Consider the following 20,321-nt stretch of genomic DNA (forward strand, 5'->3'; position numbering starts at 1 on the left):
AACGGCGTTAGAAGAAACGCAGGAAGGGGTTTTTCGGTTCTTCGGGTTTGTCTTTCAGCGGACATTCCGGGCGCACGCCGTAGTCTTCGGCGACGCAGGGTTTGACCTGGCGTTTCTGCGCAAGGGAAATGCGCAGCATGTGGAAGGGTTGATTGGCGGTGCGTTCGACGGTGCGTCCTTCGGCATCGAGGATTTCCACCGAAAGGTTGTGGCTGCCTCGATCAATATTGTTCAGCGGGAAGACCGGGCTCAGTCCTGGTTCACCAGTGGCCTGGCCATCCAGCAGCAGGCGATAACGGTGGCCGCGTTGCAGGCCGGGTTCGCTGGTGACGCTGACGATGATTTCACCCGCGCTGCTGCGAATGGTTGCATCGGGCTCGGGCACCAGAATGCGCAGCATGTCGTAGTGGAACAGCGGCTGTTCAACGGATTTTTTTGCCGTAGTAATCGGCGCAGCGGCGGTGGGGTTGGCCGACATGCGATTGCTGGTGGCGATCGGCACACGTTTGGCGTTGCCGCGCGGTTGATCGGTGTAGACGCGATTGCCTTGCGCATCGGTGTAGGTGAAAACCTCTGCCGCAGCTTGCAGTGACATCAGCATCGACAGAACGAACAGCCACGCGCGGATCATGGTGTGTGTACCCGTTGCACGCTGAGGGGGACTGGCGGGCTCTGCTGGATGATCGTCTGACCGTTAATCACCTGCACTGCAAGTCGATGCTCGCCGCGGTCAACGTTAACTAACTGCAGAATCGGCACGTTGCTCGGCTGGCCATAGGGCATGTCATCCAGGACCAGTCTCAATTGATGCGGCGGTTGCAGGCGCGGCTTGATCAGCACTTGGACGGTGAACGTGCCGTTATTGGCGCGCAAGGCCTCTTCGCTGGGCAGGCCTGCAAGTTCAAGAATGTCGTAGGCATTGCGCGCGGGTTCACGGTTGTCGGCTTCGGGCGCGGGTGGTGCGCTGGGCGCCTGAGGCTCGACACGGTTGAGCGGCGGCAGCTCCACTGGCTGTGCTTGCACACCGTCTGGCGAGTGATCGCTGTACACCGTGTTGCCGTTGGCATCGGTGTACTTGTAGATCTGCGCGACGGCGGGCAGGGCGATCAGCAGCAGAATGTAGAGAAAGGTGCGACCCATGAAATCGACCGGGATTGAAAACGATGGGGTGCAGCATAGGTCAGACGCGGCGGTTGGCCCAACCCTGCACACATCCAGAGATCATTCAGAGACCACAATTGATCGTTCCCACGTTCTGCGTGGGAACGCCTCAAGGGACGCTCCGCGTCCAGTGACGCGGAGCGTCACGGGCTGCATTCCCACGCGGAGCGTGGGAACGATCAGCCAAAAGATCGCAGCCTTCGGCAGCTCCTACAGGGATAGATGTAGGAGCTGCCGAAGGCTGCGATCTTTTGATCTGCAATAAAAAAGGCCTCCCGAAGGAGGCCTCTTTTTGTCACGCCGAGAAACGCGGCGCTACCGGATCAGCAGCTGTAGTACAGCTCATATTCCAGCGGGTGTACGAAGGTGCGAACCTTGATTTCTTCTTCCGATTTCAGCGCGATGTAAGCATCGATGAAGTCGTCGGAGAACACGCCGCCCTTGGTCAGGAACGCGCGGCCCTTGTCCAGCTCTTCCAGGGCTTCTTTCAGGCTGCCGCAAACTTGTGGGATCTCTTTCGCCTCTTCAGGCGGCAGGTCGTACAGGTTTTTGTCAGCAGCGTCGCCTGGGTGGATCTTGTTCTGGATACCGTCCAGGCCGGCCATCAGCAGGGCTGCGAAGGCCAGGTACGGGTTGGCAGCCGGATCCGGGAAGCGGGCTTCGATACGGCGGGCTTTCGGGCTCGACACGTAAGGAATACGGATCGAAGCGGAACGGTTGCGAGCTGAGTAGGCCAGCATCACTGGAGCTTCGAAGCCTGGCACCAGACGCTTGTAGGAGTTGGTCGCCGGGTTGGTGAAGCCGTTCAGGGCCTTACCGTGCTTGATGATGCCGCCGATGAAGTACAGAGCGGTATCGGACAGGCCGGCATAGCCTTCACCTGCGAAGGTGTTCTTGCCGTCTTTCCAGATCGACATGTGTACGTGCATGCCCGAACCGTTGTCGCCGTACAGTGGCTTCGGCATGAAGGTCGCGGTGCGGCCGTAAGCGTCAGCAACGTTGTGCACAACGTACTTCAGGGTTTGGGTTTCGTCGGCTTTCTTCACCAGGGTGTTGAACTTGACGCCGATTTCGTTCTGACCGGCAGTCGCCACTTCGTGGTGGTGAACTTCGACGGTCAGGCCCATTTCTTCCAGTGCGTTGCACATGGAGGTACGGATTTCGTGGTCGTGGTCGAACGGTGGAACCGGGAAGTAGCCGCCTTTGACGCCTGGACGGTGACCCTTGTTGCCGCCTTCGATGTCCTGGTCGGACATCCACGAACCTTGCTCGGAGTAGATCTTGAACATCGAGCCGGAAATGTCCGACTTGAATTTCACCGAGTCAAAGATGAAGAACTCTGGCTCTGGACCAGCGAACACGGTGTCACCGATACCGGTGGCTTTCAGGTGCTCTTCGGCGCGCTTGGCGATCGCACGTGGGTCGCGGTCGTAGCCTTGCATGCTCGAAGGTTCGATGATGTCGCACACCAGAATCAGGGTGGCGTCTTCGGTGAACGGGTCGAGAACGGCAGTTTCGTCAACCGGCATCAGGATCATGTCGGAGGCTTCGATGCCTTTCCAGCCAGCGATGGAGGAACCGTCGAACATTTTGCCGACTTCGAAGAAGTCGTCGTCCAAAGCATCGCGAGCCGGCATGGTCACGTGGTGCTGAGTACCTTTGGTGTCCGTGAAGCGCAGATCAATCCACTTGACGTCATGATCTTTGATGAGTTGAACCGTCTTCGACATATGTCCTCCGGGTGGCTTCGGGCTTGGTAGTGGATGCCCTTGAATTTGGTTGATGCCGGCGCGAATACTCTGCCAAGGCAACCTGCCTCACAAGGGAGCAAATTGCATGCCAGTGCCCCAGCATGGGTTTTTTGCCCCAAATTCACGCTTATTAAGGCTCGGAACGCCTGAAAGCTAAAAATCTCGCCCTTTAATGTAGCGTCACAAATCGAAAATGACCTGTTTTGGTGCATGCAAAACCTTCTGCACATTAACTGGTTAAACCTTGAGCAATTTCCGCTATAATCCGCGCCCCCCTTTTTCGGCTGGCCGTTCGCGCGCTGTTTTCATGAAACTAATCGTAAAAGTCTTCCCCGAGATCACCATCAAAAGCCGACCTGTCCGGACGAAATTCATCCGCCAGTTGGCCAAGAACATCCGCACCGTGCTCCGTGACCTGGACCCGGCCGTGGTGGTGAACGGTGTGTGGGACAATCTCGAACTGGAAACCCGCGTTACCGACGCCAAAGCCTTGAAAGAGATGGGTGAGCGCCTGACCTGCATGCCAGGCATCGCGCACTTTTTGCAGATCGACGAGTACCCGCTGGGCGACTTCGACGACATCACCGAGAAGTGCAAAGAGCACTATGGCGCTGCACTGGCCGGGAAGATTTTCTCGGTGCGCTGCAAGCGTGCCGGCAAGCACACCTTCAGCTCGATGGACGTTGAAAAATACGTCGGCAGCAAGCTGCGCCGTGAGTGCGGTGCTGCCGGTATCGACCTGAAAGCGCCGGAAATCGAAGTTCGAATCGAAGTTCGCGACAAACGGTTGTTTGTGATCCACAGCCAGCACAACGGCATCGGCGGCTACCCGCTCGGCGCTTTGGAGCAGACGCTGGTATTGATGTCCGGCGGCTTTGACTCGACCGTTGCGGCCTACCAGATCATTCGTCGCGGTCTGATGACGCACTTCTGCTTCTTCAATCTGGGCGGTCGTGCCCACGAACTGGGCGTAATGGAAGTCGCGCATTTCATCTGGAAGAAGTACGGCAGCTCGCAACGCGTGCTATTTGTCAGTGTTCCGTTCGAAGAAGTGTTGGGCGAAATTCTCGGCAAAGTCGATAACAGTCATATGGGCGTCGTATTGAAGCGTATGATGTTGCGCGCGGCGTCGAACATCGCTGATCGCCTGCACATCGAAGCACTGGTCACCGGCGAGGCGATCTCCCAGGTGTCGAGCCAGACGTTGCCGAACCTGTCGGTGATCGACTGCGTGACCGACAAGCTGGTCCTGCGTCCGCTGATCGTAGCGCACAAGCAGGACATCATCGACACCGCCAACGAGATCGGCACCGCCGATTTCGCCCGGCACATGCCGGAATATTGCGGCGTTATTTCGGTCAACCCGAAGACCGCCGCCAAACGCGGTCGTGTTGAGCACGAAGAGAAAGAATTCGACATGGCGGTACTCGAGCGTGCGCTCGAAAACGCCAAACTGGTGCCGATCGATCGCGTGATCGACGAATTGGGCCAGGACGTACAGATTGAAGAAGTCAGCGAAGCACTGGCCGGCCAGATCGTGATCGACATCCGTCACCCGGATGCCGCCGAGGATGAGCCGCTGGAACTCGCTGGCGTAGAAGTACAGACGATGCCGTTCTACGCAGTGAACGCTCGTTTCAAGGAGCTGGATCCGACTCGCCAGTACCTGCTGTATTGCGACAAAGGCGTGATGAGTCGCCTGCATGCTCACCATTTGCTCAGTGAGGGGCATGCCAATGTGCGCGTTTATCGACCGAGCTAAGTGCCCGGGGCTGTTTGCCTGTGGCCTGCGTCACCGGCCCCCCGACACCGCCGTCAAGCTGTAACGGCCATGCCGGACACTACTGCTAATCGCTGCCAAGACTTGTCAGCAAACCGAATCCTCTGATCGAGATACACAAGTGATCGAAAATCTACGTAACATCGCCATCATTGCCCACGTTGACCATGGTAAAACCACCCTGGTAGACAAACTCCTGCGTCAATCCGGCACTCTGGAGCGCAACGAGCTCAACGACGAGCGCGTGATGGACTCCAACGACCAGGAAAAAGAGCGCGGTATTACCATTCTGGCGAAAAACACCGCCATCAACTGGAACGGCTACCACATCAACATCGTGGACACCCCGGGCCACGCCGACTTCGGCGGCGAAGTTGAACGCGTAATGTCGATGGTTGACTCCGTTCTGCTGCTGGTTGACGCTCAAGACGGCCCTATGCCGCAAACCCGTTTCGTGACCAAGAAGGCGTTCGAAGCCGGCCTGCGTCCAATCGTGGTAATCAACAAGGTTGACCGTCCAGGCGCGCGTCCGGACTGGGTTCTGGACCAGATCTTCGACCTGTTCGACAACCTCGGTGCTACCGAAGAACAACTGGACTTCCAGGTTGTTTACGCCTCGGCCCTGAACGGCATTGCCGGTCTGGATCACACCGCCATGGCTGAAGACATGACTCCGCTGTACCAAGCGGTAGTCGACCACGTTCCGCCTCCGGCCGTTGACCGTGACGGTGCGTTCCAGATGCAGATCTCCGCTCTGGACTACAACAGCTTCCTGGGTGTTATCGGCGTTGGCCGTATCGCTCGTGGTCGCGTCAAGCCGAACACCCCGGTTGTGGCTATCGGTGCTGACGGCAAGCGCCGCAACGGCCGTATCCTGAAACTGATGGGTCACCACGGTCTGCACCGCATCGACGTTGAAGAAGCTGCAGCTGGCGACATCGTTTGCATCAGCGGTATGGACTCGCTGTTCATCTCCGACACCCTGTGCCACCCGGACACCGTCGAGGCGATGAAGCCTCTGACCGTTGACGAGCCAACCGTTTCGATGACCTTCCAGGTAAACGACTCGCCATTCTGCGGTAAAGAAGGCAAGTTCGTGACGTCCCGTAACATCAAGGACCGTCTGGACAAAGAGCTGCTGTACAACGTTGCCCTGCGCGTTGAAGAAGGCGACACCGCTGACAAGTTCAAGGTTTCCGGCCGTGGTGAGCTGCACCTCTCGGTACTGATCGAAACCATGCGTCGCGAAGGCTTCGAAATCGCTCTGGGTCGTCCGGAAGTGATCATTCGTGAAGTCGACGGCGTCAAGCAAGAGCCGTTCGAAAACGTGACCATCGACATCCCTGAAGAAGCTCAGGGCAAGGTCATGGAAGAGATGGGTCTGCGTAAAGGCGACCTGAGCAACATGGTGCCGGATGGCAAGGGCCGTGTTCGTCTGGAATACAACATCCCTGCTCGCGGTCTGATTGGTTTCCGTAACCAGTTCCTGACCCTGACCAACGGTGCTGGCATCCTGACCTCGATCTTCGATCGTTACGACACCGTCAAGTCGGGCCACATGTCCGGCCGTCAGAACGGCGTTCTGGTTTCGGTTGAAACCGGCAAGGCACTGACCTACTCGCTGGAAACCCTGCAGGCTCGTGGCAAGCTGTTCGTAGAACACGGCCAGGAGATCTACAACGGTCAAATCGTTGGTCAGAACAGCCGCGACAACGACCTGGGTGTAAACCCAACCAAAGGCAAGAAGCTCGACAACATGCGTGCTTCGGGTAAAGACGAAACCATCGCTCTGGTTCCACCTGTTCGCTTCACTCTGGAACAGGCTCTGGAATACATCCAGGAAGACGAGCTGTGCGAAGTCACTCCTAAGTCCATCCGTCTTCGCAAGAAGATCCTGGACGAAAGCGAGCGTACCCGCGCTGCCAAGAAAGCCAAGAACTGAGTCATTAGTTCAGGCTGAATGAAAACGCCCCCGGTCGCGAGACCGGGGGCGTTTTTGTTTGTCTGGGGTTTAGGCGATATTTGTGCTGGCCCTATCGCTGGCAAGCCAGCTCCCACAGGGTTTTGGGTCGTATATAAAATATGTGTACGACCACAATCATTGTGGGAGCTGGCTTGCCAGCGATGGCGGCCGGTCAGCCGCTGAAAATCTCAGGGCCGATCAAAACTTCTCGATCGCGCGGAAATTCTGCTCGCGCACCACTTCCTTCGGCTTGTACGCGCAATACCCCGGCCGCGGGCCGATCTTGGGGTGATTGCGGCAGGTGTCCGGGCGCTTTTCATAAATGGTGCACAGGCGGCTCTTACGATCGAGGTAGTAGCAATCGTTGTTGCTCATGCGCTGCAGGGTGAAGATGCCGGACTTCTGATTGAAGCGCTCGACCAGACCTTCCTTCTGCAAACGCTTGGCGATGTTCTTCGGCGGGTCGCCCAGTTCGAACTCGTCGACCACGCCGATGCGCACCAGATCCTTGATCTTCACCTCAACCGGCAGCGTGCAGCAGCTGGAAATGCAGGAACCGCACATCGGGGCCGAATATTTCGCCCACGTATCGAGACGATCGATCTCGGCGGCGGCAATCAGGTTGGGCTTCATCATCGGGAGTTACCAGGCGTGTATGCATCAGGGCGCGCGATCATACCGGGACTGGTGGATTTTTGAACAACCTTTCGCCAGATTTTTTCTGCATGCAGGCACATTGCCGGGAAATTCGGCACGGCCCCTGCATTCATTAGCTCATCCGCCAGGGTAATGCCGGGCCAGCTCACAGTCTCAGGAAATACTGCCGAACCAGAGCCTCGACCGTCGGTCAGACCGTCTAGGCTCAGACAATTCCCCGCTCGCTCGAGGTCCTATCGATGACTCAAGAACCACTAGTTCGCGAAGCAGAGGTGGCCGCATTCCGCGACGCCGTCTTGACCAAACTCACCTATGCGGTGGGCAAAGACCCTGATCACGCCTTCGACCATGACTGGTTCGAAGCCATCGCCCTGGCAGCGCGTGATCACATGGTTGAACACTGGATGGATCACACCCGGCAGATCTATCGCAAAGGCCAGAAGCGGGTGTATTACCTCTCGCTGGAATTCCTCATCGGCCGTTTGCTCTACGACAGCCTGAGCAACCTCGGCCTGCTCGACGTCGCTCGTGAGGCGCTGACCGAACTCGGCGTCGACCTGGAACGCATCCGTTTGCTCGAGCCCGACGCGGCGCTCGGCAATGGCGGCCTCGGGCGTCTGGCGGCGTGCTTCATGGAGAGCATGTCGACCCTCGGCATTGCTGGCCACGGTTACGGCATTCGTTATGAACACGGTTTGTTCCGCCAGGCCATTGTCGACGGCTGGCAGCAAGAACAGACCGAGCACTGGCTGGATTTCGGCAACCCGTGGGAGTTTGAGCGGCCAGAGGTCGTCTACTCCATCGGCTTCGGCGGCAGCGTCGAGACGGTCACCGACGTTTCCGGCAAATCCAAACAAGTCTGGTCGCCAGCAGAAACCGTTCGCGCGATTGCTTACGACACGCCGGTGGTCGGCTGGCGCGGGGCGAGCGTCAACACCTTGCGCCTGTGGCGTGCCCGCGCCATGGAAGATTTGCACCTGGAACGCTTCAACGCCGGCGACCACCTGGGCGCTGTCGCCGAAGTGGCGCGAGCGGAAAGCATCTCCCGCGTACTCTACCCGGCGGACAGCACCGAAGCGGGGCAGGAGCTGCGCCTGCGTCAGGAATATTTCTTCGTCGCGGCTTCGCTGCAGGATCTGCTGCGTCGCCATCGCAACATGCACACCTCGGTGCTGACCCTCGGTGATCACGCGGCGATCCAGCTTAACGACACCCACCCCTCGATTGCCGTGGCCGAGCTGATGCGCCAATTGGTAGACGTCTACGACGTGGCGTGGGATGCGGCGTGGCAAGTCACCGTCGACACGCTGTCGTACACCAACCACACGCTGTTGCCGGAAGCGCTGGAAACCTGGCCGGTGGGGTTGATGGAACGCATGCTGCCACGGCACATGCAGATCATTTACCTGATCAACGCTCAGCACATCGATTCGCTGCGCGCCAAGGGCATTCACGACTTCGACGTGCTGCGCGCGGTGTCGTTGATCGAGGAAGACAACGGTCGCCGGGTGCGCATGGGCAACCTCGCGTTCCTCGGTTCGCACAGCGTCAACGGCGTGTCCGGCCTGCACACGCAGCTGATGCGCAAAACCGTATTCGCTGAATTGCACAAGCTGTATCCGGAGCGGATCAACAACAAAACCAACGGCATCACCTTCCGCCGCTGGCTGTATCAGGCCAACTCCGAATTGACCTCGATGCTGGTCGATGCGCTGGGCCCGGACTTGCTCGATAACCCTGAGGAGCGTTTGCTCGATCTCGAACCGTTCGCCGAGAAACCCGCATTCCGCAAAGCTTTCGCCGAGCAACGTCTGCACAGCAAAAAGGCGCTGGCGTATCTGATTCACGAACGCTTGGGCATCGCGGTCAACCCGGCGGCGATGTTCGATGTGCAGGTCAAACGTATTCACGAATACAAACGCCAGTTGCTCAACCTGTTGCACACCGTGGCGCTGTATCAGGCGATTCGCGCCGAGCCGGAAGTCGACTGGGTGCCACGGGTGAAAATCTTCGCCGGTAAAGCGGCGGCGAGTTATCACCAGGCGAAACTGATCATCAAGCTGACCAACGATATCGCGCGGGTGGTGAACAACGATCCGACCGTGCGCGGCTTGCTGAAAGTGGTGTTCCTGCCCAACTACAACGTCAGCTTGGCGGAGAGCATCATTCCGGCGGCGGACTTGTCCGAGCAGATATCCACCGCCGGTTTCGAGGCCTCAGGCACCAGTAACATGAAGTTCGGCCTCAACGGCGCGCTGACCATCGGCACCCTCGACGGCGCCAACGTCGAAATGGCCGAGCGCATCGGTGTGGAACACATGTTCATCTTCGGCCTCAGCGCGCAGCAGGTTGAAGCGCGTAAGCAGAATCATGAGTTCAGCGCCTTGCCGGACATCGCCGCCTCCCATCGTCTGAACGATGTGCTGCAAGCGATTCGCGGCGGGGTGTTCTCGCCGGATGACACGTCGCGCTACACCGGGCTGATCGATTCGCTGGTGGATTACGACCGCTTCCTGGTCTGTGCCGACTTCGACTCCTACTGGGAAGCGCAGAAGCGCGTTGAAGCGCACTGGCACGACGCCAACAGCTGGTGGCGTTCGGCAGTGCTCAACACGTCGCGGATGGGCTGGTTCTCTTCCGACCGGACGATTCGCGAGTACGCCACGGATATCTGGAAAGCATTGGAGTAACTTTCCACTCGGCTCGATATAATCGCGCGCCGGAAAAGATCGCAGCCTGCGGCAGCTCCTACACAGGTGTTCACATAACCCTGTAGGAGCTGCCGCAGGCTGCGATCTTTTTGGGTCAGGCTGCGCTAATCTTCCCGGATTGGCCTTCGCGCTTAGGGATATCGACCATGCAATGGATGTTCATGTTGATCGGGCTGGTGCTCGGCTGGCTGCTCGACGAGTCGTTCAGTGCGGCTTTGTTGGGCGCGCTGCTGGGGCTGGCGATCGGGCAGACGATCCGTATCGCTCGGCTTGGCTCGCTGGCGACGGCGCAACAGCAGCAACTTGAGCAGGCGAAGGTCGCTTTGCAGGGTGTCGAGCAACGTCTGTTTTTGCTCGAAGGCGCGCCCCTTCATGCTGCCCCTTCACCGAGTGCGACGCCGGTTACCGAGCCCGTCGTAGAACCCGTCAAAGCCGCCGAAGAAGCCCCGGCCCCCGAACTGGTCTGGGAACTGCCGCCCGAACTCGAACCGCTTTCCGCCGTGGCCAGTGAAACCAGCCAACCGCTGCCCGTCGATGTCTGGCGCCTCGATGCCGTCACGCCTGAACCGCAAAAACCTGCCGAACCCCGTGGCCCGAACCTGATCGAGCGCGGCATCAGTGCTGCGCGCAATTGGTTGTTCGGTGGCAACACGGTGCTGCGCGTTGGCGTGGTCTTGCTGTTTTTCGGTCTGGCGTTCCTGCTGCGTTACGCCACCGAAGGCATGGTGGTGCCGATTGAAGTGCGTTACGCCGGCGTGGCGGCCGCCGCGTTGAGCTTGCTCGCGCTGGGCTGGTGGCTGCGGCGACGCAACGCCAGTTATGCGTTGATGCTGCAAGGCACCGGGATTGCCGTGCTGTACCTGACGGTGTTTGCGGCGATGCGTCTGCATCCGTTGCTCGATCCGTCTGCCGCACTGGGATTGCTGGTCGCGGTGACGGTGTTCTCGGCGATTCTGGCCGTCACCCAGGATTCGCTGGCGCTGGCCGCCGTCGCTGCCTTGGGCGGATTCGCTGCACCGATCCTGACCTCGACCGGTGCCGGCAATCACGTCGCGCTGTTCAGTTATTTCGCCTTGCTCAACGCCGGCATACTCGCCATCGCCTGGTTCAAGGCCTGGCGCGTGCTCAACCTGATCGGCTTCGTCGGCACCTTCGGCATCGGTTTCGCCTGGGGCCTGCGCTCGTATACGCCGGAGCTGTTGTGGAGCACCGAGCCGTTTCTGATTCTGTTCTTCCTGATGTACCTCGCCATCGGCTTGCTGTTCGCCCGGCGCAAGTTGCGCGACATGCCAGACGCACCGGCGGATGACGACCGTGAGGCGCTGCTGCACTGGTCGGCACGCAAGGGCGATTATGTCGACGGGACGATGCTGTTCGGCCCACCGATCATTGGCTTCGGTTTGCAGTTTGCGCTGGTGCAGCATCTGGAATTTGCTGCGGCGTTCAGTGCGCTGGCGCTGGGCATGATCTACATGGCGCTGGCCAAGGTATTGATGGGCGGCCGCGCGGTGTTGCTGGGCGAAACCTGTCTGGCGCTCGGGGTGATTTTTGCCAGCCTGGCGATTCCGCTGGGGCTGGACGCGCGCTGGACATCGGCCGCATGGGCGGTGGAAGGCGCGGGGATTTTCTGGCTGGGTTTGCGTCAGCATCGACCGTTCGCAAGGGCCTTTGCGTTGCTGCTGCAACTGGGTTCGGCGTTGGCCTTTCTCAGTCAATTGCGCATGGGCGAAAGCAGTCTGCTCGACGGCGCTCCGCTGGGCGCGCTGATGCTCGGTGTGGCGTTGCTGTTCAGCTTCCATCAACTGCGCAAGGCCTCGCCGGAACAGGCTTCTGCGTGGGAGCGCCAAGGTCTGCCAGTGCTGGCTGGTTTGGGTCTGACGTTCCTTTATCTGCTGGCGCCGCTGTTCTTGTTTACCCAAGGCACGGCGATCAGTTGGGCGCTGGCCGGGCTGGCGACATTGTTTGTCGGCCTGCGGATTCAATCGCGCACATTCCTGTTCAGCGCGTTTGCCGTGCAGTTGCTCGGCGGCGCGCTGTTCCTGCTGCGTCTGCAAGGCGCGGGCGAAGATTCGGCGGCAGTGTTCAGCGCCGGTTGGAGCGGCTTGCTCAGTGCTTCGCTGATCGGTCTGGCGTTGATCGTCGGCATGCTGTTGGCGGCTCGCGATGAAATGGTGCGCGCGGATGTGCGCCTGCTGCGCGGTCTGTCGGTGGTGCTGTTGGCCGGTCTGGTGCTGATCAATCTGGCGGTTTTGTTCGTGCTGCCGTGGCAAACCGCGAGCGCAGTGTGGGCGGCCAGCGGTTTGCTGATCATCTGGCTGAGCCTGTACCTCAAGCAGCGCGTGAGTTTTGTCTTCGGCCTGCTGTTGCAACTGATCGGTGGCGCGGCGTTCTTGTTCGCAGGCCCTGAGTTGCTCGGGCCGCTGTCCAGCGAAGGTCTGAAACCCTTGGCCCATGGCGGATTCTGGACACCGCTGGTGCTTGGGCTGGCGGCGCTGATCGGTGCCTGGCGTCTGCAACTGGGTAATCACGCCTCGGCCTTCGATGCGCTGAGTTTGCAACGCCTGTCCCAAGTGTTGCTGGTGTGGGGCGCGGGTTGGTGGGCGCTGGCGTGGGTCAGTGAAGTGTTGCGCTTTGCCGCACCGAACCTGCAAGGCACGCTGCTGCTGTTGGTTGCAGCCGTCAGCGTCGCGTTGTGGACTGTGCTGTCGCTGCGCTTGAAATGGCCGGCGCTGGGCCTGCTCTGCACCTTGCTGATTCCAGCGGCTGCACTCGTGCTGCTCGGCGCATGGCATTCGCGTTATCACCCGGCGGCCGATTTCGGTTGGCTGGCGTGGGCGGCAGTGTTCGCCGTGCATTTCTTCAGTCTGCGCCGCTTGGCGCCGATGCTGCCGGCGCGAGCCTTGAGCACCGCGCATGTGCTGGGTTGCTGGCTGCTGATCGGCGTGCTGGCGCTGGAATTGCGCTACGGCCTGCTGCTGTTGTCCGAGCAATACAACGCTTGGCGCTGGCTGGGCTGGGCGATTCTCCCGAGCGTTTATCTGTTGCTGGCGGCGGCCCCGCGTTCTTGGCCGTGGCCGGTCGCAGCGTTTGCCCGCGAATACCGCTTGTATGCCGCCGCGCCGTTGGCGGTGCTGATGCTCGCGTGGTTCTGGCTGGCGAATGGCGTCAGCGATGGCAACGCCGAACCTTTGCCGTACGTGCCCCTCTTGAATCCGCTGGAGCTGGGCCTGCTGTTCGCATTGTTCGGCGTTTATGTGTGGTCGCGCAGCGCGGTATCGCAACTGTCAATTCGTCAGGACTACGCCGATTACGCGACGCAACTGATCGCCGGAGTCTCGTTGTTCGCCTTCTGCACTGCGCTGGTGACCCGCGCGGCTCACCACTGGGCCGGGATCCCGTTCGAACTGGATACGCTGCTCGCCTCGATGCTGGTGCAGGCCGGGTTGTCCATTGTCTGGACGCTGATGGCGCTCGGGCTGATGATCGGCGGCCATTTGCGCCATCGTCGCGAAGTGTGGCTGATCGGCGCGGCGCTGATTGCGCTGGTGGTCGCCAAACTGATTTTTGTCGAACTGAGCAACCGTGGCGGCCTCGCCCGGATCGTCTCGTTTATCGGCGTCGGCGTGTTGCTGCTGGTGGTCGGCTATTTCGCCCCGCTGCCGCCCAAACGTGTCGAAGCTGAACCGGCGGCGGACACACCGGCCCCGGACACCGAAGGAGTTTCATCTTGAGTCGCATGCTGAATCTGGGTTGGTTGGCGTTGGGCGTGGTGATGGTGGCCGGGGCTCAGGAAAAACCGGCGGACTTCGCCACGCAAGTGCCGCTGGCGGTGAGCGGCGACGGCCCGTGGTATCGCCTCGAACTGCCGCTGAGCGTGCAACTGCAGGCGCGCCAGACCGATCTCAGTGACCTGCGCGTGTTCAACGCCGCCGGCGAACCACAGGCTTACGCCTTGGCGCGCGAGTCGGCGCAGACCCGCGACGACGGTCAGTTGCATGAGGTGAAATGGTTCCCGCTGTACAACGCCGCCGACGCCAGCGAACGCGCGCCGAACGTGCGCGTGCAATCGACCACCAACGGCACGCTGGTCGAGGTGCAGCCGTCCAGTCAGCTGGAGGCGGGCGAAGAAGTGCTGCGCGGTTGGCTGCTCGATGCCAGCGCGATCAAGGCGCCGTTGCAGCAGTTGATTCTCGACTGGACCAGCGAGCGCGACGGCTTCCAGCGGTTCAGCATCGAGGCCAGCGATGACTTGCAACACTGGCAGCCGTGGGGCGAGGGGCAAGTGGCGCGGCTGACCTTTTCCGATGAGCGCATCGAACAGCATGAGGTGACGTTGCCGGGGCAGTCCGCGCGTTACCTGCGCTTGTTGTGGGAATCGCCAAACTCGGCGCCGATCCTGACGGCGGCACAATTGAAAAGCAGCGACCCGCGCGAATTGCCGCTGCCGTTGGTCTGGTCGCAAGCACTGGCCGGCAGCAGCACCAAGGCCGGGGAATACACTTGGCAGTTGCCGATGGGGCTCAATGTCGAGCGGGTGCAGGTTGAGCTGAAACAACCGAACAGCCTCGCGCCCGTCACACTGGCCGGACGTCGCGAAAGCAGCCTGCCGTGGCAAACGTTGAGCAATGGTTTGCTCTATCGCCTGACCCAGAATGGTCAGGATGTGGTGCAGAACGAGCTGCAGCTGTACGGGCAGACTGTGCAGCAACTGAAGCTGACTGTAGATGAACGGGGCGGTGGTCTCGGTGAGCAAGCGCCGAGCGTGAAATACGCGGTGCGGGCGACGCAGGTGATTTTCCTCGCTCGGGGCGACGGGCCGTACAGTCTGGCGCTGGGCAATTCGAGTGTGAAAACGGCGAATCTGCCGTTGGCGACGCTGATTCCGGATTTCAAGCCGGAGAAACTGGCGACGTTGGGCAAGGCTGCGGTGCAGGGTGAGGTGGTGGCTACGCAGACTTCGACGGCGACCACGGCAGCGGTGGCTGAGACCAATTGGAAGAAGATTGGGTTGTGGGCGGTGTTGTTGTTGAGTGTGGTTTTTCTCGGAGCCATGGCGTTTAGCTTGTTGCGCAAACCTCCGACCAATTCCTGAGAATGGCTGGCGCGGCGCGCCATTCGCTGGCAAGCCAGCTCCCACAGTGATCTCGGTTGTTCATCTGTCTGGTGTACACCCAAAATCCTGTGGGAGCTGGCTTGCCAGCGATGACGGCCGATCGAACAACAAAAATCCACAAACTGTCGCGCGCACCCTGCACCATCCGTCCCGATCCGGTCTACGCTAAACCCGCTACCTGAACTCTCTCCCCACATTCACGTCTCATGCAGGCAAATGCACCCTAGCGCACGTTACCGGGCGTCTTCGCTCGCTACGTTTTCAGACTCCCTGTAAACTGCGCGGGTTTTTAGCCCCCCATTCCACCGGAGCCGTCCATGTCCCGCGTTACCCTGAGTCGCTATTTGATTGAGCAGACCCGCAGCAACAACACTCCTGCCGATCTGCGCTTCCTGATCGAAGTGGTGGCGCGTGCCTGCAAGGAGATCAACCACGCCGTGTCCAAAGGCGCCCTGGGTGGTGTTCTGGGCAGCATGGGCACCGAAAACGTGCAGGGCGAAGTGCAGAAAAAGCTCGACGTGATCTCCAACGAGATTCTGCTCGAAGCCAATGAATGGGGCGGTCACCTGGCCGGCATGGCGTCTGAAGAAATGGACAATGCCTACCAGATCCCGGGCAAATACCCGAAAGGTGCGTACCTGCTGGTATTCGACCCACTCGACGGTTCGTCGAACATCGACATCAACGCTCCGGTCGGCACCATCTTCTCGGTACTGCGTTGCCCGAACGAATACCTGAGCCAGAACGAGCCGCTGAACGAGAAAGCGTTCCTGCAGCCAGGCACCCAGCAAGTGGCCGCCGGTTACGCGATCTACGGTCCACAGACCATGCTGATCCTGACCTTGGGCGACGGCGTCAAAGGCTTCACCCTGGACCGCGAAATGGGCAGCTTCGTGTTGACCCACGAAAACATCACCATTCCTGAGTCGACCCAGGAATTCGCCATCAACATGTCCAACCAGCGTCACTGGGAAGCCCCGGTACAGCGCTACGTCGGCGAGCTGCTGGCCGGTGAAGAAGGTCCGCTGAAGAAGAACTACAACATGCGTTGGGTCGCGGCGATGGTTGCCGACGTGCACCGCATCCTGACCCGTGGCGGTCTGTTCATGTACCCGCGCGACAGCCGTGAGCCATCCAAGCCCGGCAAACTGCGCCTGATGTACGAAGCCAACCCGATGTCGTTCCTGGTGGAACAAGCGGGCGGCGCGTCCACCGATGGTCACCAGCGCATCCTCGACATTCAGCCAGAAGGCCTGCACCAGCGCGTAGCGGTGTTCCTCGGTTCGAAAGAAGAAGTCGCACGCGCTACGGCTTACCACAAGGAATAAATTATGACTGCGCCCTGGCAGCCGTTGCTCGATTGGTGGTTCGGACAAGCCGAATCCCCGGACGAGATATCGGCTGACAAGGGCAAGTTGTGGTTCGGTAAGCGAGACAGCCAAGACCTCGAAGCGCGTGAGCGTTTCGGGGTCTTTGTCGATCAGGCCCTGGCCGGCGAATTGACCGAGTGGACGCAACGTCCCGAAGGTTGGCTGGCGGTAGTGCTACTGCTCGATCAACTGCCGCGAATGATCTTTCGCGACACCCCCAAAGCCTTCTCCGGTGATCTGCGCGCGCAGAAACTTGTCGCGCAAGGCATTGCCGCGGATTTCGATCGGCAGTTGAAACCGATTCAGCGCGTATTCATTTATCTGGTGTTCGAACACTGCGAAAACCTCGCGGTGCAGAACGAGGCGGTTTCCCGTTTTATCGAACTGGTGGCTGAACAGCCGGAAGCGCAGCGCGCAGTGTTTGCCGACAATCTGGATTACGCCGAGTGGCATCAAAAGGTGATTGCGCGGTTTGGCCGGTTTCCGCATCGCAATGCGGTGTTGGGGCGCGAGTCTACGGCGGAGGAGTTGGTGTTTCTCGGTCAGCCTGGGTCACGGTTCTAAATCAAGGGTTGTCTCGTAGAAGCCGTTTCATCAACAGGGCTGGTAGGCTTTTTCGCGTATCGACAATGATATGGATGAAAACCGTTTTTTCTCGCACCTCATAAATAATCCGGTTCATTCCCAAAACAATCTGGCGGTATTGGCAGAGATTGAGCTTCTCGATTTCTTCGGGGATTGATCCTGAATAAGGCAGATCTGCGAGACCAAAGATTGCAGTCTTGAGATCGGCATAAGTGCTTTGCCAAATTTGGCTTGAGAACTGTCTGACGAGGTAGGTGCGAAGTTCTTTGAGATCTGCTTGTGCGGACTGGAGAATAACGACCTTTAAACTCATTGATGATCGGCCTTATCCAGTTCGGCAAACACATCTTCAGCATCACTGAACTTGCCTTCTTCGATCTCCCGATTACCCATCGCCAACAGTTTCAGCAAAGCCATCGTGCCTTCTTGCTCTTCAAAGCTTTTCACATCCATAACCACTAGCTTGGCTTCACCGTTTTGAGTGATTACCAGCGGCTCGCGGCTTTCTGTGATTGATTTGACGATTTCGGCCGTGTGGCTTTTCAGATAACTGATCGGTTTGATTTGCGATGAAAGCTTCATGATTGAACCCCGCCAAATTTAACAGGACTGAGTTTAGTCCTAATTCAGTCCAGCGTCAGTGCGAGCTGACCAACGTGTTCCAATTTCCCCATTCCTTCGTCGCTGATGTCGCCTTCGCGAGCAAGCTCGGCTCCTACAATGGTTCTGTATCGCTCAGAGATCCACTGTAGGAGCCGAGCTTGCTCGCGAAGGGGCCAGACGCAGCGCCGCTTAAATGCGGAAACTACCGACCAACTGCTTCAACCGCGCCGCCTGCTGCTCCAGATCCGAGCATGCGCGCAGCGTCGCCTGCAAGTTCTCCACGCCTTCCTGATTCAGCGTGTTGATCTCGTTGATATCGACATTGATCGACTCGACCACAGCGGTCTGCTCTTCGGTCGCAGTCGCCACCGACTGGTTCATCCCGTCAATCTCGCCGATACGCTGAGTCACGCTGCCCAGGCGCTCGCCGGCCTGGTTGGCGATGCCGACGCTGCTTTCGCTCTCGCGCTGGCTCTCGGTCATGATGTTGACCGCCTGACGTGCGCCGACTTGCAACTCCTCAATCATCTTCTGCACTTGCTGCGCTGAATCCTGAGTGCGGTGCGCGAGATTGCGCACTTCATCGGCAACCACGGCAAACCCACGCCCGGCTTCACCGGCACGCGCCGCTTCGATCGCAGCGTTGAGCGCGAGCAAATTGGTCTGCTGGGAAATGCTGGTGATCACTTCGAGAATCTGGCCGATGTTCACGGTGTTGGCGTTGAGCGTTTCGATGTTGCCGCACGAATTGCTGATCTTCGCCGACAGCTGTTGCATGGCCGAAATGGTTTTATCCACAACCTGCTGACCGTCGACCGCGAGGCTGCGCGCATCGCTGGAATGCTGCGAGGCGAGGGCGGCGTTCTGGGCGATTTCCTGGGCGGCGGCGCCGAGCTGGTTGATCGCGGCGGCCACGCTATTGGTGCGGGTGGCTTGCTGATCGGAGTTGTACATCGACGAGTTCGACGCCGCGACTACGCGCAGGGCGACTTCGTTGACCTGGCCGGTGGCCGAGGACACTTCGCGAATCGAGGTGTGGATACGCTCGACGAAGCGGTTGAACGAAGTGCCCAGCGCGCCGAATTCGTCGTTGCCGTGAATCACCAGACGCTTGGTCAGATCGCCTTCACCTTCGGCGATGTCGTGCATGGCGCGGCCCATGGTCAGCAACGGTTGCATCAGCACGCGGATCAGCATGCCGAGCAGGGCGATGATGATCACCACGGCGATAATCATGGCGATCAATGCCGAGGTGCGGAACTCGCTGAGCATGGCGAACGCGGTGTCTTTGTCCAGCACCAGCGCCACGTACCAATCCGCCGACGGCACACCGTTGACGTGGGTGAAGGAGATCAACTGAGTCTTGCCGTCGAACTCGACTTCTTTCAGGCCCGGGCTGACTTTCGGCGCGCCGTTCGGGTAAGCCTCGGCGAGGGTCTTGAGCACCAGTTTGTTGTCCGGGTGAATCAGGATCTTGCCGTCGGCGCTGACGATGAACGCGTGGCCGTGGCCGCCGAAATTCAGCGAATTGATGATCGCGCTGACGCTGGTCAGGTCGATGTCGGCACCGGCGACGCCGAGCATCTGGCCCTGGCGCTGCACCGGGGTGGCGACGGTGATCACCAGCTTGCCCGAGGACGCGGCAATGTACGGTTCGGTGACGATGGTCTGTTGTGCACTGTTGGCGGCTTTGTACCAGCCACGGGCACGCGGATCGTAATCCGGCGCACGGTTGCCGGCCGGTACAGAGAACATTACGCCGTCAGCGCCGCCGAAGTAGCTGAGCTGGAAATTGCCGGTGTAGGCGGGCAGGTCGATGATGCGTTTCAGGCTGGCCGGCGCGTTACCGTCGACGGCGACTTGCTGCGACAGCGATTGCAGCAACTGAATGCGGCTTTCGAGCCACGTCTGAATGTTGCTGGTGGTCAGGCTGCCCAGTTCCTGCATTGAGGACTCTGTGCTGGTGCTCAGGGCTTCGCGCTGTCGATAGTCGTTGAACAAAATGAAACAGGCGAACGCAACGGCCACCACGAGGGCGGCAGCCAACAAGATCTTGTGGCTGAATTTCATGTTTCTGGTCATCGAATGAGCTACCGCGAAGGGGCTGGTCAAGAAAGGGCGGCAATTTTCCATCGTCGGAGCTTTGCGCTGCTTTTATGTCGACCGTTGCGCGCCAAAGATTAGGCGTCTTTTGCGAAAGACGACGAAATGCTCAATAGCCCTACAAAGTGTCTGATTTATCGGCAAATGCCGGACGGGCGGGCTAATAAATAGCCCTTTCCCCACGGAACCAGATGAGGGTTTTCTCTTCTAAGCTTCTGGTTGGCACCATGCCATCCCCCCTCGTTCCAGGAGTTACACCATGTCGCTGCGATCTCTCGCCCTGCTGTCGTTTTGCGTGCTGTTGGCCGCATGCAGCAAGGTCAATCAGGAAAACTACGCCAAGCTCTCCGCCGGTATGGCCAAGGCCGAGGTCGAGACTCTGCTCGGCAAACCGACCGATTGCTCGGGCGCGCTTGGCATGTCCAGTTGCACCTGGGGCGACAAGAACAGCTTTATCAGCGTGCAGTACGCCGGTGACAAAGTGCTGATGTTTTCCGGCCAAGGCCTGAAGTAAACCGGGGCTT

15 protein-coding genes are annotated in these 20,321 nt (G+C 59.5%); 8 read left to right on the top strand and 7 right to left on the bottom strand.

Going from position 1 to position 20,321, the window contains the following annotated elements:
• Positions 1-7: 7 nt before the first annotated feature.
• From AC3Y64_RS01775 to glnA, 3 genes are all read right to left on the bottom strand, one after another.
• Positions 8-631 (bottom strand): DUF4124 domain-containing protein, encoded by a 624-nt coding sequence (locus AC3Y64_RS01775; RefSeq protein WP_489986225.1) that lies wholly within the window; start codon positions 629-631, stop codon positions 8-10.
• On the bottom strand, positions 628-1,140 hold the full coding sequence (locus tag AC3Y64_RS01780) for a DUF4124 domain-containing protein (protein ID WP_489986226.1): 513 nt from the start codon (positions 1,138-1,140) through the stop codon (positions 628-630). Before AC3Y64_RS01780 ends, AC3Y64_RS01775 begins: the two co-directional genes overlap by 4 nt.
• A 344-nt stretch (positions 1,141-1,484) precedes the next feature.
• The gene (gene glnA, locus AC3Y64_RS01785; RefSeq protein WP_008080570.1) at positions 1,485-2,891 is read right to left on the bottom strand and encodes a type I glutamate--ammonia ligase; all 1,407 of its coding nucleotides are present in this window, start codon (positions 2,889-2,891) and stop codon (positions 1,485-1,487) included.
• Positions 2,892-3,219: 328 nt separating this feature from the next.
• On the opposite strand from glnA, the gene thiI reads away from it, so the two are divergent.
• Positions 3,220-4,674: a tRNA uracil 4-sulfurtransferase ThiI gene (thiI, locus tag AC3Y64_RS01790; RefSeq protein WP_110720649.1), complete on the top strand. Its 1,455-nt coding sequence runs from the start codon at positions 3,220-3,222 to the stop codon at positions 4,672-4,674.
• 139 nt (positions 4,675-4,813) lie between these two features.
• On the top strand, positions 4,814-6,634 hold the full coding sequence (gene typA / locus AC3Y64_RS01795) for a translational GTPase TypA (protein WP_038359982.1): 1,821 nt from the start codon (positions 4,814-4,816) through the stop codon (positions 6,632-6,634).
• A gap of 219 nt (positions 6,635-6,853) precedes the next feature.
• On the opposite strand, the gene AC3Y64_RS01800 is transcribed toward typA, so the two are convergent.
• A complete protein-coding gene (locus tag AC3Y64_RS01800; protein ID WP_489986227.1) occupies positions 6,854-7,291 on the bottom strand; it encodes a YkgJ family cysteine cluster protein in 438 nt (145 codons plus the stop codon).
• Positions 7,292-7,551: 260 nt separating this feature from the next.
• On the opposite strand from AC3Y64_RS01800, the gene AC3Y64_RS01805 reads away from it, so the two are divergent.
• The 5 genes from AC3Y64_RS01805 to AC3Y64_RS01825 all read left to right on the top strand — a co-directional run bounded on the left by AC3Y64_RS01805 (position 7,552) and on the right by AC3Y64_RS01825 (position 17,070).
• Complete coding sequence (locus AC3Y64_RS01805; protein WP_489986228.1) at positions 7,552-10,002, top strand: glycogen/starch/alpha-glucan phosphorylase; 2,451 nt, start codon at positions 7,552-7,554, stop codon at positions 10,000-10,002.
• 167 nt (positions 10,003-10,169) lie between these two features.
• Positions 10,170-13,754, top strand: coding sequence for a DUF2339 domain-containing protein (locus AC3Y64_RS01810; RefSeq protein ID WP_489986229.1), 3,585 nt, complete (start codon positions 10,170-10,172; stop codon positions 13,752-13,754).
• Positions 13,751-15,115 (top strand): DUF3999 domain-containing protein, encoded by a 1,365-nt coding sequence (locus AC3Y64_RS01815; protein WP_489986230.1) that lies wholly within the window; start codon positions 13,751-13,753, stop codon positions 15,113-15,115. The genes AC3Y64_RS01810 and AC3Y64_RS01815 overlap by 4 nt, the downstream gene beginning before the upstream one ends.
• A 338-nt stretch (positions 15,116-15,453) precedes the next feature.
• The gene (locus AC3Y64_RS01820) at positions 15,454-16,464 is read left to right on the top strand and encodes a class 1 fructose-bisphosphatase (RefSeq protein WP_008080580.1); all 1,011 of its coding nucleotides are present in this window, start codon (positions 15,454-15,456) and stop codon (positions 16,462-16,464) included.
• 3 nt (positions 16,465-16,467) lie between these two features.
• Entirely contained in the window at positions 16,468-17,070 is a 603-nt protein-coding gene (locus AC3Y64_RS01825; RefSeq protein WP_489986231.1) for a DUF924 family protein, read from the top strand.
• A gap of 1 nt (position 17,071) precedes the next feature.
• Here the strand turns inward: AC3Y64_RS01825 and AC3Y64_RS01830 are convergent, their stop codons facing one another.
• The 3 genes from AC3Y64_RS01830 to AC3Y64_RS01840 all read right to left on the bottom strand — a co-directional run bounded on the left by AC3Y64_RS01830 (position 17,072) and on the right by AC3Y64_RS01840 (position 19,776).
• Positions 17,072-17,404 carry a type II toxin-antitoxin system RelE/ParE family toxin gene (locus AC3Y64_RS01830; RefSeq protein ID WP_489986232.1) on the bottom strand — a complete coding sequence of 111 codons (333 nt, stop codon included), beginning with the start codon at positions 17,402-17,404 and terminating at the stop codon, positions 17,072-17,074.
• Positions 17,401-17,673, bottom strand: a complete 273-nt coding sequence (locus tag AC3Y64_RS01835) for a type II toxin-antitoxin system Phd/YefM family antitoxin (protein ID WP_158832480.1) — start codon at positions 17,671-17,673, stop codon at positions 17,401-17,403. Before AC3Y64_RS01835 ends, AC3Y64_RS01830 begins: the two co-directional genes overlap by 4 nt.
• Before the next feature lie 210 nt (positions 17,674-17,883).
• Complete coding sequence (locus tag AC3Y64_RS01840; protein ID WP_489986233.1) at positions 17,884-19,776, bottom strand: methyl-accepting chemotaxis protein; 1,893 nt, start codon at positions 19,774-19,776, stop codon at positions 17,884-17,886.
• Between the two features lie 280 nt (positions 19,777-20,056).
• Here AC3Y64_RS01840 and AC3Y64_RS01845 point away from each other — a divergent pair, with 280 nt between their 5' ends.
• Entirely contained in the window at positions 20,057-20,311 is a 255-nt protein-coding gene (locus AC3Y64_RS01845; RefSeq protein WP_158957095.1) for a hypothetical protein, read from the top strand.
• Positions 20,312-20,321 lie beyond the last annotated feature (10 nt).

The sequence above is a fragment of the Pseudomonas sp. 4CAES_32.4 genome, from assembly GCF_058136335.1.

Excerpts from the sequence above, each read along its gene's own strand:
- AC3Y64_RS01775 (WP_489986225.1), bottom strand. The coding sequence starts at position 631 with ATGATCCGCGCGTGGCTGTTCGTTCTGTCGATGCTGATGTCACTGCAA.
- AC3Y64_RS01780 (WP_489986226.1), bottom strand. The coding sequence starts at position 1,140 with ATGGGTCGCACCTTTCTCTACATTCTGCTGCTGATCGCCCTGCCCGCC.
- glnA (WP_008080570.1), bottom strand. The coding sequence starts at position 2,891 with ATGTCGAAGACGGTTCAACTCATCAAAGATCATGACGTCAAGTGGATT.
- thiI (WP_110720649.1), top strand. The coding sequence starts at position 3,220 with ATGAAACTAATCGTAAAAGTCTTCCCCGAGATCACCATCAAAAGCCGA.
- AC3Y64_RS01800 (WP_489986227.1), bottom strand. The coding sequence starts at position 7,291 with ATGATGAAGCCCAACCTGATTGCCGCCGCCGAGATCGATCGTCTCGAT.
- AC3Y64_RS01805 (WP_489986228.1), top strand. The coding sequence starts at position 7,552 with ATGACTCAAGAACCACTAGTTCGCGAAGCAGAGGTGGCCGCATTCCGC.
- AC3Y64_RS01810 (WP_489986229.1), top strand. The coding sequence starts at position 10,170 with ATGCAATGGATGTTCATGTTGATCGGGCTGGTGCTCGGCTGGCTGCTC.
- AC3Y64_RS01820 (WP_008080580.1), top strand. The coding sequence starts at position 15,454 with ATGTCCCGCGTTACCCTGAGTCGCTATTTGATTGAGCAGACCCGCAGC.
- AC3Y64_RS01825 (WP_489986231.1), top strand. The coding sequence starts at position 16,468 with ATGACTGCGCCCTGGCAGCCGTTGCTCGATTGGTGGTTCGGACAAGCC.
- AC3Y64_RS01830 (WP_489986232.1), bottom strand. The coding sequence starts at position 17,404 with ATGAGTTTAAAGGTCGTTATTCTCCAGTCCGCACAAGCAGATCTCAAA.
- AC3Y64_RS01835 (WP_158832480.1), bottom strand. The coding sequence starts at position 17,673 with ATGAAGCTTTCATCGCAAATCAAACCGATCAGTTATCTGAAAAGCCAC.
- AC3Y64_RS01840 (WP_489986233.1), bottom strand. The coding sequence starts at position 19,776 with ATGACCAGAAACATGAAATTCAGCCACAAGATCTTGTTGGCTGCCGCC.
- AC3Y64_RS01845 (WP_158957095.1), top strand. The coding sequence starts at position 20,057 with ATGTCGCTGCGATCTCTCGCCCTGCTGTCGTTTTGCGTGCTGTTGGCC.